At 73.2% G+C, this 13,141-nt stretch carries 12 protein-coding genes; 7 read left to right on the top strand and 5 right to left on the bottom strand.

Annotated elements, in window-relative coordinates:
- Window positions 1–403 precede the first annotated feature (403 nt).
- The 6 genes from AC5PYY_RS01460 to AC5PYY_RS01435 all read left to right on the top strand — a co-directional run bounded on the left by AC5PYY_RS01460 (window position 404) and on the right by AC5PYY_RS01435 (window position 7,312).
- The gene (locus AC5PYY_RS01460) at window positions 404–943 is read left to right on the top strand and encodes a SigE family RNA polymerase sigma factor (protein ID WP_493898054.1); all 540 of its coding nucleotides are present in this window, start codon (window positions 404–406) and stop codon (window positions 941–943) included.
- A complete protein-coding gene (locus AC5PYY_RS01455; protein ID WP_493898053.1) occupies window positions 940–2,103 on the top strand; it encodes a hypothetical protein in 1,164 nt (387 codons plus the stop codon). The genes AC5PYY_RS01460 and AC5PYY_RS01455 overlap by 4 nt, the downstream gene beginning before the upstream one ends.
- A complete protein-coding gene (locus AC5PYY_RS01450; protein WP_493898052.1) occupies window positions 2,100–2,324 on the top strand; it encodes a hypothetical protein in 225 nt (74 codons plus the stop codon). Before AC5PYY_RS01455 ends, AC5PYY_RS01450 begins: the two co-directional genes overlap by 4 nt.
- 79 nt (window positions 2,325–2,403) lie before the next feature.
- On the top strand, window positions 2,404–4,896 hold the full coding sequence (gene treY / locus AC5PYY_RS01445; protein ID WP_493898051.1) for a malto-oligosyltrehalose synthase: 2,493 nt from the start codon (window positions 2,404–2,406) through the stop codon (window positions 4,894–4,896).
- On the top strand, window positions 4,893–6,689 hold the full coding sequence (gene treZ / locus AC5PYY_RS01440; protein ID WP_493898050.1) for a malto-oligosyltrehalose trehalohydrolase: 1,797 nt from the start codon (window positions 4,893–4,895) through the stop codon (window positions 6,687–6,689). The genes treY and treZ overlap by 4 nt, the downstream gene beginning before the upstream one ends.
- A complete protein-coding gene (locus AC5PYY_RS01435; RefSeq protein ID WP_493898049.1) occupies window positions 6,686–7,312 on the top strand; it encodes a hypothetical protein in 627 nt (208 codons plus the stop codon). Before treZ ends, AC5PYY_RS01435 begins: the two co-directional genes overlap by 4 nt.
- Before the next feature lie 332 nt (window positions 7,313–7,644).
- On the opposite strand, the gene AC5PYY_RS01430 is transcribed toward AC5PYY_RS01435, so the two are convergent.
- The 3 genes from AC5PYY_RS01430 to AC5PYY_RS01420 are packed head-to-tail and all read right to left on the bottom strand — an operon-like array spanning window position 7,645 to window position 10,284.
- Window positions 7,645–8,586, bottom strand: a complete 942-nt coding sequence (locus AC5PYY_RS01430) for an NUDIX hydrolase (RefSeq protein ID WP_493898048.1) — start codon at window positions 8,584–8,586, stop codon at window positions 7,645–7,647.
- A complete protein-coding gene (gene mshD, locus AC5PYY_RS01425; RefSeq protein WP_493898047.1) occupies window positions 8,583–9,545 on the bottom strand; it encodes a mycothiol synthase in 963 nt (320 codons plus the stop codon). Before mshD ends, AC5PYY_RS01430 begins: the two co-directional genes overlap by 4 nt.
- Window positions 9,546–9,567: 22 nt before the next feature.
- Window positions 9,568–10,284: a winged helix-turn-helix transcriptional regulator gene (locus AC5PYY_RS01420; protein WP_493898046.1), complete on the bottom strand. Its 717-nt coding sequence runs from the start codon at window positions 10,282–10,284 to the stop codon at window positions 9,568–9,570.
- 65 nt (window positions 10,285–10,349) lie between these two features.
- On the opposite strand from AC5PYY_RS01420, the gene AC5PYY_RS01415 reads away from it, so the two are divergent.
- Window positions 10,350–11,150 carry a hypothetical protein gene (locus tag AC5PYY_RS01415; RefSeq protein ID WP_493898045.1) on the top strand — a complete coding sequence of 267 codons (801 nt, stop codon included), beginning with the start codon at window positions 10,350–10,352 and terminating at the stop codon, window positions 11,148–11,150.
- A 42-nt stretch (window positions 11,151–11,192) separates the two neighbouring features.
- Here AC5PYY_RS01415 and AC5PYY_RS01410 read toward each other — a convergent pair whose 3' ends face one another.
- Entirely contained in the window at window positions 11,193–11,687 is a 495-nt protein-coding gene (locus AC5PYY_RS01410; protein WP_493898044.1) for a heme-binding beta-barrel domain-containing protein, read from the bottom strand.
- 100 nt (window positions 11,688–11,787) lie between these two features.
- On the bottom strand, window positions 11,788–13,074 hold the full coding sequence (locus tag AC5PYY_RS01405) for an LCP family protein (protein ID WP_493898043.1): 1,287 nt from the start codon (window positions 13,072–13,074) through the stop codon (window positions 11,788–11,790).
- Window positions 13,075–13,141 lie beyond the last annotated feature (67 nt).

Genomic DNA, 13,141 nt, shown 5'->3' with positions numbered 1-13,141 from the left:
ATCTCCTGCCAGATCACCGATTCCCGCCGAAGCGTCCACGGAGCCCTCGCCCGCGGCGGCGGGGGGCCGCAGGACGTGCCGATATGCCGTGAGCGGACCGCATACCGTGCGGCCGGTCCACACCTGCACGGTGACTGGCCGCGCGGTATGTCGTGACTGGCCGCGCGGTATGTCGTGACTGGCCGCGCGGTATGTCGTGACTGGCCGCGCGGTATGTCGTGACTGGCCGCGCGGTATGTCGTGACTGGCCGCGCGGTATGTCGTGACTGGCCGCGCGGTATGTCGTGACTGGCCGCACGATATGCCTGAAGATCGCAGCAGATCGCGCGGCCAGTCGCAGGGGGCCACGCAACATCGGCGGGGTCCCACCGCGTCTAAGGGGTATGACTGCCAGGATCGGGCCATGAGGCTCTTCGGGGGTGGGTCCGCCCACCGCGCGGAGGCCGAGGCCTACGTCGAGCAGGCGATGCCGCGGCTCGTCGGCCTGGCCTATGCCATGACCGGGCAGAAGGCGGATGCCGAGGACCTGGTGCAGGACACCCTGGCGCTGGTCATCACCAAGTGGTCGCGGGTGCGGGAGGCGGAGAACATCGACGCCTACGTGCGCCGGACCATGGTCAACCGGCTCAGCTCGCGCAAGCGCAAGAAGTCGGCCGGCGAGGTGGTCTCGCACGAGACCGTCACCGCCGACTGGAGCGCCCCGGCCAGCCCGTCGCCCGAACGCGCCGTCGCCGACCGGGCCGCGGTGCTGGAGCTGCTGCGGCAGCTGCCGGACCGGCAGCGCGCCGTCGTGGCGCTGCGCTACTACGAGGACCTGCCGGACCGGCAGATCGCCCAGGCGCTCGGTTGCTCCGAGCAGGCCGTCCGCAGCGCGGCCCACAGCGCCCTGAACAGACTGCGGGGCCTGGTCCCCGAGCTCGCCGGAGAGGAGGCGCAGCGATGAGCACGCACGGCCCTGACGGGACCCCTGACCGCCGACCCTCGGTCGACGACGAGCTGCGCGCAGCACTGGGAGGCGCGACCGAGCGCGAGTCCTTCGACCACGAGGCGCTCGTCGCCGGGACGTTGCGGCGAGCCGGCCGGATCCGCCGGCGTCGCGCGGTGAGCGCGGCCGTGGCCGCCGCCGTCGTCGTGCCGACCCTCGCGGGCACCGGTTGGATCCTCGGCAACCGGCTCACCGGCGACCCTCAGGGGTCGGTCGACGTGACCATCGCCACCCAGACCGAGACCCCGACGCTGGCGCCGGCCCCCGACGTCGTCGCCACAGATTCGCCCTCGGCCACGGACGACGAGGCGAGTTCCGAGGAGCCGGTCGAGCCGCCAGCGGCGACCGCGGTAGATCCCGAGACCACCACGCCTGCTCCCGACGAGGACTCGACCGAGCCCGCGCAGGAGACCGAGACCGCTGCAGACGAGCCCTCCGAGGACACGCAGCCGGAGCCGTCGGTCGAGGAGACCGCCCCCGTCGCCACCCCGCCGTGGCAGGCCAGCCCGCCACCCGCGCCGTTGGACAGGACGCCGCTGAACCCGGACCTGCCGAACCGCGTCGACATCCCGGACGCCCGACCTGTCGGCATCCCCTTCCTCGACGCGCTGGGTGCCCCGCGGGACGCCTCGCTCTATCCGCGCACGATGGCCCTCTCGGACTACATGGTGAGCGGCGAGGGCAGCGTCGAACCGCACAGTGGGGCCGACTGGGCCTACTTCGAGCCGACCAACTCCTGGGAGCAGGACATCGTCGACATCAAGATCACCGCGTGGGACGACAGTGCAGCGGCGCTGCAGGACATTCGCACGGCCGGTGGCCAGCTCAACGGCGTGTGGGCGCCGGACGGCGCGGTGACAGTGCCTGAGCCGCTACCCTGGCCGGGTCACGATGACGCCGACCACCTCCTCGTGGGCAACGCGTCACTGGCCGACACCCGCCTCGCGGGGGCGCTGGTCCGTCAGGGTGACTACCTGGTCGGTGTCACCGTCCGGACCCATCCGTCCACCGGCCGTGTCTCCTCTCTGCAGGAGACGGTGGACATCGCCGCCGAGATCGCCCAGAAGACCGCCGAGAACCTCGCCTTCCTCGATCCGGCGAACGGCACCGACCCGTGACGCAGACCACCATCCGCGCCCTAGAGGACCTGCTCCGGCGTGTCCTGCGGGCCCCCGTGCCCGGCCTCGATGTCGCGCGCTCCGCCCACCTCGCGCACCGGAGTTGGGTTCGTGCCGAGGAGGGACGGGCCCGGCGCCGTGGGGCCCTCGCGGTGCTGCTCGCCCTCAGCCTGCTGGTGCTCCTGCTCGGCTGGTACGTCGGGCAGCGTTCGGCCGGTTGAGCCCCGACCGGCCCTGGCCGGACCACGCGGGCTCGTCGCGTTGGATGGATCGGCGTGCCCTGAGAGACTGGACGGTGTCATGACAGGTTCTGAGACTGCACCGAGCACGACACGTCCCCTCACCGCGACCTACCGCCTGCAGCTGCACGCGGGCTTCACCTGCGCCGACGCGCAGGAGGTCGTCCCCTACCTGCGTGCGCTGGGGGTCAGCCACGCCTACCTCTCCCCGGTCCTCACCGCCGTCCCCGGCTCCGAGCACGGGTATGACGTCCTCGACCACGCCGAGGTCAACCCCGAGATCGGTGGTCGGGCCGGGCTCGAGGCGCTCGCCTCGGCCTGCCACGAGCACGGCCTCGGGGTCGTCGTGGACGTCGTGCCCAACCACATGGCGCTGGTCGCGCCCCTGTGGCGCAACGCCCCGCTCTGGGAGGTGCTGCGCGACGGGCCGACCGCGGCCCGCGCCGCGTGGTTCGACGTCGACTGGGCCCACCTCGGCGGCCGCTTCGGCCTGCCGGTCCTCGGCGACGACCTGGCCGACGTGGTGCGGCGGGGCGAGATCACCGTCGACACCGGGCGCGACGACGAGGGCCCGGCCGCCGGTCAGCCCGTGGCGCGCTACTACGAGCACGTCCTGCCGCTGGCCCCGGGCACGGAGGCCATGCCCTCGGACACGCCGGTGGAGCTGACCGCGCTGCTCGACGCGCAGCGCTGGCAGCTGGCCTCGTGGCGGGATGCCGCCGAGATCCTCAACTATCGCCGTTTCTTCGAGGTCGACGGCCTCATCGGGGTGCGCGTCGAGGAGCCGGACATCTTCGCCGCCACCCACGAGCTGCTGCTCGACCTGCACCACCAGGGCGTCGTCGACGGCTTCCGCATCGACCACCCCGACGGTCTGGCCGACCCCACGGCATACCTGCAGATGCTCAGCGACGCCTGTCGGCCAGGCACCCCGATCTGGGTCGAGAAGATCCTCGAGGGCGACGAGCGGCTGCCGGAGCCGTGGGCGTGCTCCGGCACGACCGGGTATGACGCGAACGCCGCCCTCACCGCTGCCCTGGTCGACCCGACGACCACCCGCACCGTCTCCGAGGAGTGGCTGGCGACCGGCGGCGAGCCCGACGTCCACGTCGAGATCGAGCGGTGCAAGAGGCTCGCGGTCTCGCGGCTCCTCGAGCCCGAGGTCGCCCGCCTCATGCGTCGGGCGGTCCAGGCGTTGCCGCGCTGGGAGGAGAGCCGGCTGCACGAGGCGCTGGTCGAGCTGCTCGTCTCGGTCCACGTCTACCGCGCCTACGTGCGTCCCGGAGCCCCGGCGGACGCGCAGGACGCCGCGCTGGTGGCCCCGCTCTTCGCGGGCCGGCAGCGCGCGGTGGCCTCGCGCCCGGACCTCTGGGAAGAGATCGACGCGCTGGTGGAGGTGCTGTCCGATCCCCAGGGCTGCGCGACCGACCCGGGCGCGGCGGTGGACCTGTGCGTGCGCTTCCAGCAGACGACCGGCCCGGTCATGGCCAAGGGCATCGAGGACACCGCGTTTTACCGCTGGCACCGGCTGGTCGCCCTCAACGAGGTCGGCGCCGACCCCTCGGTCGGTCTCGACGCGGACCGCGGCGTGGCGGCACTGCATACCTGGGCCCAGCACCAGGCCGAGCACTGGCCGCTCGGGATGACGACGCTCTCGACCCACGACACCAAGCGCAGCGAGGACGTCCGGGCGCGCATCCTCGCCGTCTCCGGCGACGCGGACGGGTGGGCGCGGATCTCCGCCGCCGCCCGCGAGGCGGCCGACGCCCACGGGGTCGACCGGCCGACCGCGCACCTCATCTGGCAGACCCTCGTCGGTGCCGGGCGGGTCGACGCCGAGCGGCTGGAGGCCTACCTCGTCAAGGCCATGCGCGAGGCCAAGGAGCACACGACCTGGACCGACCCCGACGAGGACTACGAGGGCCGGGTGCTCGCGCTCGCGACCGAGATGCTCGGCGGCGGCCAGGTCGGCGACGCGATCGCCGACACCATGCGCGACAACGTCCTCACGACCCGCACCCTCACGCTGGCCCAGAAGATCATCCAGCTGACCCTGCCCGGCATCCCCGACACCTACCAGGGCTCCGGCGTCGTCGATCTCTCGCTCGTCGACCCCGACAACCGTCGCCCGGTCGACTACCAGGAGCGGATCGACCGGCTCGAGCGGCTGGACGCCACCGGGTGGACCGGCGACCTCTCCGACGAGGTGCTCTGGGTCACCTCCCGCGTGCTGCGGCTGCGGTCCTGGCTGCCCCAGGCCTACGGCCCCGGGGCCGACTACCGTCCCCTGGAAGGCGGGCCGCACGTGCTCGGCTTCCTGCGTGGCGGGGTCGCCGCGACCCTCACCATCCGCGCCCCGCGGGCGCTGGGGGCGCAGGGCGGGCTGGGGGAGGAGCGCATCCCCCTGCCCCCGGACCTCTGGGTCGACGCCCTGACCGGGGCGGAGCACGAGATCGGCGACGAGGACGCGGGCGTGCTGGCGGCGGACGTCTTCGCCGACGGGCCGGCGGCCCTGCTCGTGCGGGCCGCGGACCTGCGGGAGGGCGCCCGATGAGCCACACCTTCCGACTCTGGGCCCCCGACGCCGACGGGGTCGAGCTGCTGCTCGGTGCCGATCCGGACCAGACGGTGCGGGTCCCGATGGCGCCTGCGGAGGCGGGGTGGTGGGAGGCCACCGAGGACCCCGCCCCGCACGACGGGAGGTATGCCTTCGCGGTCGACGGCGGCATCGCCGTCCCCGACCCGGCCTCGCGGCGTCAGCCCGACGGCGTGCACGCGCCGAGCAAGCTCGTCGACACCGGGGCGTTCTCCTGGACCGACCAGGCCTGGCGAGGTGTGCCGATGGAGCGCGCCGCGGCTTACGAGCTGCACGTCGGCACCTTCACCGAGGAGGGCACCTTCGACGCGGCGGCGGAGCACCTCCACCACCTCGTGGATCTCGGCGTCACCGTGGTCGAGCTCATGCCGGTCGCGCCCTTCCCCGGCGAGCACGGCTGGGGCTACGACGGCGTCGCGCTGTATGCCGTGCACGAGGCCTACGGCGGTCCGGAAGGGCTGGCCCGCTTCGTCGACGCCGCTCACGGCAAGGGCCTCGCGGTGTGGCTCGACGTGGTCTACAACCACCTCGGCCCCAGCGGCAACTACCTGGGCCAGGTGGGCCCCTACTTCACCGACCGGCACCACACGCCCTGGGGCGAGGCGGTCAACCTCGACGGTCCCGGCAGCGACGAGGTGCGGGCCTATCTGCGCGACAACACCCGGATGTGGCTCGAGGACTACCACCTCGACGGGCTGCGCCTCGACGCCGTGCACGCGTTGCACGACGAGCGGGCCGTGCACCTGCTGGAGGAGCTGGCGGCCCTGGCGGACGAGATCGGCGGGCGGACCGGCATACCGCGATCGCTCGTCGCCGAGTCCGACCGCAACGACCCCGCCACGGTGTCGCGCCGCGGCCCCGGCGGTGCCGGTGGGCTCGGCCTGCACGGCCAGTGGGCCGACGACGTCCACCACGCCCTGCACGTGCTGCTCACCGGGGAGGAGCAGGGCTACTACGCCGACTTCGCCGCACCCGAGGCCATCGGCAAGGTGCTCGGGGAGACGCCGTTCTTCCACGACGGGACGCTGTCGACGTTCCGGGGGCGCGCCCACGGGCGCCCGGTGGACCTCGAGGTCACCGAGCCGTGGCGCTTCGTCGCGTCCCTCCAGACGCACGACCAGGTCGGCAACCGGGCGATGGGCGACCGCGTGCACCACGGCATACCGCAGGGGCGGCACGCGATCGGGGCGGCGCTGCTGCTCACCGCACCCTGGACCCCCATGCTCTTCATGGGGGAGGAGTGGGGCGCCTCGACGCCGTGGCAGTACTTCACCGACCACGCCGAGGAGTGGCTCGCGCAGTCGATCCGCGAGGGGCGGCAGGCGGAGTTCGCCGAGCACGGCTGGGCCGGGCAGGTGCCGGACCCGCAGGACGCCGGCACCGTCGCCGCGTCGACCCTCGACTGGGCCGAGCGCGACGAGGAGCCGCACGCCCGGATGCTGGCGTTCTACCGCGCGCTGCTGCACTGGCGCGCCGCGACCGGGCCCGAGGCGCGTGGGACCGTGGGCAGTGTGCAGCGGACCCCGGACGGAGGTGACGGCGAGCTCCTCGTGGTGAGCCGACCCGGGGTGACGGTCGCGGCACACCTGCGGGGCGCGGAGGGCATGCCGGTCCCGATGCCGCCGGGCGAGGTCCTGACCCGCTTCGGGCGGGTCGACCTGCCGGGGCAGGGGCGGGCGGCCGATCTGCACCTCATCGACGGCGAGGTCGCCCTGCTCGGGCCCGACAGCGTGCTGGTGGTGACGAGATGAGTGACGAGCCGCGCCGGCCCTTTCACCGTCCGACGCTGCGCCCGCCCGAGATCATCGAGGCCTCGGACGGCGGGGTGGACCCGCTGGAGGTCGCCGAGGCGGCCCACCGTAGCGCCGAGCTGGTCGTGGGGCGTGGCCGCGCCGAGTCGCGGGAGGACGAGGAGCTGACCTCGCGGCTCGTCGGTCTGGTCACGGAGGTGGGCCTGGCGACGGTCGCCCAGCTGTGGTCGGACCGCCCGGCGCGCACCCTGCCGGGGGCGCTGTGGCGGCTCTACCTCCTCCACGAGTGGGTGCTGCGGCAGCCGGACGAGGTGGGGCGGCAGTTCGCCGCCGGAGCCGATCACGCCGAGGTCTACCGCGCCATCGCGGGGGTCGAGGAGCCGCCGGACCCGGATGCGCTGCGGCACCTGACCGAGCAGATCCTCACCGGGGTCTTCACCGGTGACCTCGCCATCGCCCTGGAGCGGGCGAGCGCCTTCTGCCACGTCATGGCGGTGGGCCTGGCCGACCCCTCGGGGGACGACATCCCGTCGGAGCAGATCGCCCGGGCCGCGCGCCTGCGCGACACCGCCGACGACCTCACCGCCTGCGCGCGGCTCTGGCGGCTCGGCGATCTGCACTGAGGGGTCGGTGCCGCCCGGCGTGCCGGCCCGAGCCACGTCTGTGCCCATGTCGGTGCGGCGTCTGTGACCCAGGCGTTGCTCGGCGCACGCCTGTGTCACCGGCAGCTGCAACGGGTATGCCGGGGGCTCGGTGGGTTTGGGGAACATCCCAGAGGTGCGTACCGTTGACACTCAGTGCGTGCCGGGCCGCGGCAGCCCCGGGCTCCAACATTCGCCGCTACGAGCGGCCACGCGCCGAGAGGCGCTCCCGGCCCGGCACGCACTCTTCCTCTTCGTCAGCCAGCCGGGCGGTCGCGCCGCCCCGGCCGAGCGCGGCCATCCGAGCGTGCTGATCAGCCGGGGCGGTAGCGCTCCACCGCGACGACCTCGGCCTGCTCGCCCGCACCGCGCATCGTGCAGACGAGGACCTCGCCCTTGTCCATGGGCGTGTCCAGCAGCCGCGTGAGCATCCAGCGGTCGTGGCCGTCCAGGCAGTTGCTCACGCGGTCGACCAGCGTGCCGATGACCCGCGGCAGGACGGGTCCGTGGGTGCACAGCGCCGCGGGGACGCCCGCCCCGAAGATCCTCCGCAGATGCTTGTCGACCTTGCTCGGCCTGGCCTCGAACCCCTCCTCCGACAAACCCTTCTTGGCCAGCACCTCGATCCCGGCGTGCTCGGCAAAGGGTCGCACCGAGTCGGCGCACCGCGCCGACGGGCTCGTGAGGACCAGCTCCGGGCGGTATGCCGCCAGCAGGGCCGCCATCCGCCCGGCAGCCCGGCGTCGGCCGGCGGCACTGAGGGGTCGGTCCGGGTCGGGGCCGGTCCAGTCGGCGCGGTCCAGGGCGTGGGCGTGCCGCAGCACGAGGAGGGACCAGGTCTGGAGGGTGCCGTCCTCGTGGTGGGCGACCGCGGCCTCCAGCTGCTCCCGGTCGCGGGCGTAGGTGAGACGCCGGGATGCCAGGGTGGGGGAGAGCCAGACGACCTCGTCCACCTCGTGCTCCAGCGCGCCGGCGCCGCCGAGGACCTCAGCGGTCCAGTAGCGCACCACCTTGCCGCTCCCGCGCACGGCGTAGCGCGAGCTGGGCAGCGGCGTGCGCAACCGCACCTGCAGCCCGGTCTCCTCCAACGTCTCCCGGACGGCGGCGACGGGGAAGTCCTCACCACGGTCGAGCTTGCCCTTCGGCCAGGACCAGTCGTCGTACTTCGGCCGGTGGACCAGGGCGACCTGGAGCGCCCGACCGCGGATCCGCACGGGAAGGACGCCCGCGGCCCGGATCGCCGGACCGGCGTTCATGCGCCGGCGGCTCCCGCGGCATACATGACATCGATCGCCGACCGCTCGAACCCGAGCCGCTGGTAGGTCGCGATCGCGGGCTCGTTGTCGCCGTCGACGTAGAGCGTGGCCTCCTCGACCCCGACGGCGCGCAGGTGCAGCAGGCCCAGGAGGGTGACCGCCGTGCCCAGGCCACGGCCCTGGTAGTCGGGGTCCACCCCGACGACGTAGACCTCACCGGTGCCCGACTGGTCCGTCTCGATCTTGGTCCAATGGAAGGCGGCGAGCCGGGGCGTGCCCTCGGCGTCGGTGTCGGAGGGGTCGTCGACGACGAGGAAGCCGGACGGGTCGAACCACGGCTCGGACTCGCGGTCCTTCAGGTCGGTGAGCGTCATCCGGCCCTGCTCGGCGTGGTCGGCGAAGGCGCGAGCGTTGACCGCGAGCCAGGGCTCCTCGTCGGTGCCGACCTGGAAGCTGCGGACCCGCAGCCCGTCGGGGAGCTCGACCTCGGTCGGCAGGTCGGCCCACTCGCCGGAGAGCGGCCGCGACATCTGCCACAACTCACGGACCACCGTGAGGTCGCGGGAGGTGTAGAGACGGCGGGCGTCCTGGAGGTCGCCGTGGCTCCACAACCGGACCCCGGGCCACTGCGCGAGCACCTCGTCGAGGAGCGCGCCGCCGACGCCCTGGCGGCGGTGCGCCGGGTCGACGACGAGCTCGGCGGACGGAGCGTCGGGGTCGCTGGTGTCGACATGGCCGTAGCCGAGGACGGCGCCCTGCTCGTCGCGGGCGACGAGGTGGGTGCCGGTCTCGTGACCCCCGGTCTCCTCGGGCAGCCGCCGCGCCTGGAGCACGGTCTGCTCTGAGAGCGGCTTGACGCCGTCGTGCTGGCCCGCGCGCACGGCAAGGGCGAGGACGTCGCCGGAGAGCTTGCCGGGCAGCGCGGACAGGTGCTCGATCTCCGGGTTCGGGCCTGGCATGGGGGTCAGTCTGACACGCCGATCAGCGTTCGGTGCTGCGCGCCCCGGTGAAGCGGTAGCCGACGCCCCGGATCGTGCCGATGAGCGACTCCCGCTCGGGGCCGAGCTTGGCCCGCAGCCGGCGGATGTGGACGTCGACCGTGCGGGTCCCCCCGTAGTAGTCACCGCCCCAGACCTCCTGCAGGAGCGTGTCGCGGGTGACGACGCGGCCCGGGTGCTGCACGAGGTAGCGCAGGAGCTCGAACTCCTTGAAGGTCAGATCCAGCGTGCGGCCACCGGCACGCACCGACCAGCCGGCCTCGTCGACGACGACGTCCGCGACCCGGATCGCCTCCGGCTCGGTCTCCGGGTCGGGCGCCTGGGGGGCTGCCTCCGCCCGCGGGCCTCGGCGCAGCGCAATGCGCAGCCGGGCCGCGAGCTCGGCCGGCCCGGCGCTGTGCACGAGCAGGTCGTCCATCGGCCACTGCTCGTCGAGGACGGCGAGCGCCCCTTCGCCGACCACGGCGAGGACGGGCACGCCGAGCCCGAGCGTGCTGAGCGAGCGCAGCACGCCTCGCGCCTGCACCAGATCGGCGGTGGCGTCGACCAGGACGAGGTCGGGATCGCGGCGGGACAGCAGCGCGCCGACGTCCATGCCGGTCACCGAGACACGGTGGGGCAGCAGCGCGATCCCGGGCAGCACGAGCGCCGCCGACGTGTCGTCGGCGGTGCGGGGGGTGAGCAGGACCAGGTCGGCCACGGGACCAGGATAGGGACCGTGTCGCCAGCCCGGCTCCTCAGGCGCGGTGGGGCAAGATGGGGGCCATGTTCGAGGTCACCGCGAGCGAGCGGACCGTCACGGCCCCCGCGCCGCGGGTCGGCACGCTGGCGGTCATGGTCTGCGTCGTGGCGGCGATCCTCGGGGTGACGGCCCTCTCCAGTCCCGTGCTGGTGTCCGTGACGCTGGCGGCGTGCACGGTCATCGTGGCGTGGGGCTGGGCCGGGACGGTGGGCCTGCCCTCACCGCGGGGCACCGTGGGCGTCCTCCTCGTCGGAGGCCTTGCGCTCGTCGGCTCGGTCGCCGTGCAGGAGGAGAGCCCGTGGCTGCAGTGGGTGCCGGCGGCGCTCGCGCTGGCGATGATCGCCGCCTTCGTGCACCAGCTGCTGCGCCGCGACGGGCGACCGCGCGTCGTGCAGTCGGTGAGCTCGGTCGTGCTCGGTCTGGCCCTGGTGGCCTGCGGCGTGCTCATGATCCCCGTGAGCCACAGCCCCGAGGGCATCGCGCTGCTGCTGGGGGCGCTCGCCGCGGCAGCGGTCTCCTCGGTGACCGACCTGCTGGGGCGGTGGAAAGGGGTGCGTCCCTGGCTGCTCGCGGTGGCGATGGCCGCCGGCGGAGCCGCCGCCGTGGTCGTGGCGCTGGCGCTGGACGCCCCACCGACGACCTGGCTGCTGCTCGGTGTCGCCTCCGGAGCGCTCAGCCAGTCGATGCGGGTGGTGCTCACGGCGCTGCCGACCCTCAGTCACGCCCGGCCCCGACTGGTCGCGAGCGTGGCCTCGGTGCTCGTGGTCGGCGTGGTGCCCTATCTCGTGGGGCTGGCCTTCCTGCCCGCGGCCCTCACCGGCTGAGGCCGCTCCGTCACCACCCCACCGGGCGTCGCGCATGGTTGCTCAGACGCGCTTGAGCTCCGCCGACATGTACGACTGCATCTCGTGCCCACCGGAGGCCATGTCCATGACCCACATGAGGTTGCCGTTCACGTAGCCGTAGAGGCGCTGCGCTGCGGCATACTCCTCCGCGCCCGCGCTGCGGACGACGCTGTCGGTGCGGATCTCGACCTTCGCCGGACTGGTCTCGCCGTAGTACATCTCGACGACGCCGGTCGGGTGCGCGAGCACCAGCTCCACCCCGCCGTCGGCCTGCGGTCGCCAGAAACCGGTCTCCACGGCATACACCTCGTCCTTGCTGCCGTCCTCGCCGAGCAACCAGGTGCGCGAGGTCCACTGCAGGAACGGGCGCCCGTCGTGCGTCACCTCGATCTCCTGGCCGAAGTTGCGCGACTCCATCGTCGGGTATCCGACGACGCCGGCCCCGGCCCAGGTGCCGAGCATCCAGGCGAGGGGTGCGTTGTCGGGGTGCATGGTCGGATCGAGTTCGATGGGCACGACGCCATGGTATGCAGCGCGCCCACCATTCGCGACGCTCGATGGGTTCCTCGGCAACCCTTCGCGACGCTCGGTCGTGGTGCCGGGTGGGGGGCTGGGCTCAGCGGCCGAAGCCGGAGCGTGGCGAGACCGGGTCGGAGTAGGACTCCATGGTGTCGCTGCGCAGGTGCTGGGAGAGGACCTGCATCTGGTCGGAGGCCATGACGACGATGGACCCGGCGACCGGGTGCATGTCGACCCCGCTCCAGGGGGCGGTCACGAAGGTGATGTCGTCACCGCGCACGCCGCGCATCGAGAAGCCCAGGTCGCGCATGTCGCTGACCTGCAGGTCGGCATCGACGGTGAGGTTGGTCGTCGCCGCGTCGACGAAGTTCGCGAGGCGCGCCGGGTTGGTGATGGTCTCCCGGGACAGGGCCTTGGTCATGATCGCCTTGATGAAGGCCTGCTGACGCTGGCCGCGAGAGATGTCGCCCTGCGACAGGGCGTAGCGCTCGCGGACGAAGCGCAGCCCGGTCTCGCCGTCCATGTACATCGTGCCGGCGGGGAACCCCGGCGACGCTTCGGCGACGTTGACGTCGACGCCACCGATCGCGTCGGTCATCCCCTTGAAGCTCTCGAAGTTGACGATGACCACGTGGTCGATCGGCACGTCGATGAGCGGCTGCAGCGTCTGCACGAGCAGCGGGGCGCCGCCGTAGGAGTAGGCCGCGTTGATCTTGGACGAGCCGCCCGTCCCGGCGATGGGGACGAAGAGGTCCCGGGGGAAGTGGATGAGGTCGACCCGGTCGCGCTCGTCGCTGATGTGCATGAGCACGATGACGTCCGAGCGGCCGCGCTCCACGGACAGGTCGCGGCTGTCGGAGCCGATGATGAGGAAGTTCATGGCGTCCCCGGCGTCGGCGGGCCGGGTCGGGGTGGTCGCGACGAACTCGCTCTCGGTGACCTCGATGGCCTCGCCGTCCTCGCCCACGATGGGCGCTGTGCCGTCGTCGACGGAGTCGGTGTCGCCCTCGGTCTCGATCGCGCCATCCTCGCCGTTCCCGCCGTCCTCGCCCTCGCTCTCGCCGTCCTCGCCCTCGCTCTCGCCGTCCTCGCGCTCGCCCGTCTCGGGGTCGACGTCACCGGTCGTCCCGGCGCCGTCCTCGCCCGCCTGGTTGGCGCCGTCGGGAGAGATGGTGACGATGGCGTTGTTCTTGGCGGTGAGATCGTCGCGCTCGATGTTGTTCTCGACCGTGCGCTGCAGGAAGAAGGCGTAGCCGCCGAGGGCGAGCACCCCGAGCAGGGCGAGCACGCCGATGCCGACCACGACCGTGCGGAACGGTCGGCGCTCACGGCTTCCTGCACTGGCCCCTGCGCGCCGTGCGCGGGGGGTCTGGTCGTACCCCATGCGGGTAGTTTACGGCCGGATTCCCGGGCAGGGCGTCCGACGCGTACCGTGGAGGACGAGGGCTCCG

It is taken from the genome of Serinicoccus sp. JS2-9, assembly GCF_059025165.1.
The sequence above is the reverse complement of the archived record's forward strand: the minus strand, read 5'-3'. Positions and strand labels throughout refer to the sequence as shown.

Bases quoted from the DNA above. Each gene is read 5' to 3' on its own strand.
- AC5PYY_RS01430 (WP_493898048.1), bottom strand. From the start codon at position 8,586: ATGAACGCCGGTCCGGCGATCCGGGCCGCGGGCGTCCTTCCCGTGCGG.
- AC5PYY_RS01415 (WP_493898045.1), top strand. From the start codon at position 10,350: ATGTTCGAGGTCACCGCGAGCGAGCGGACCGTCACGGCCCCCGCGCCG.
- mshD (WP_493898047.1), bottom strand. From the start codon at position 9,545: ATGCCAGGCCCGAACCCGGAGATCGAGCACCTGTCCGCGCTGCCCGGC.
- AC5PYY_RS01460 (WP_493898054.1), top strand. From the start codon at position 404: ATGAGGCTCTTCGGGGGTGGGTCCGCCCACCGCGCGGAGGCCGAGGCC.
- AC5PYY_RS01455 (WP_493898053.1), top strand. From the start codon at position 940: ATGAGCACGCACGGCCCTGACGGGACCCCTGACCGCCGACCCTCGGTC.
- AC5PYY_RS01435 (WP_493898049.1), top strand. From the start codon at position 6,686: ATGAGTGACGAGCCGCGCCGGCCCTTTCACCGTCCGACGCTGCGCCCG.
- treZ (WP_493898050.1), top strand. From the start codon at position 4,893: ATGAGCCACACCTTCCGACTCTGGGCCCCCGACGCCGACGGGGTCGAG.
- treY (WP_493898051.1), top strand. From the start codon at position 2,404: ATGACAGGTTCTGAGACTGCACCGAGCACGACACGTCCCCTCACCGCG.
- AC5PYY_RS01405 (WP_493898043.1), bottom strand. From the start codon at position 13,074: ATGGGGTACGACCAGACCCCCCGCGCACGGCGCGCAGGGGCCAGTGCA.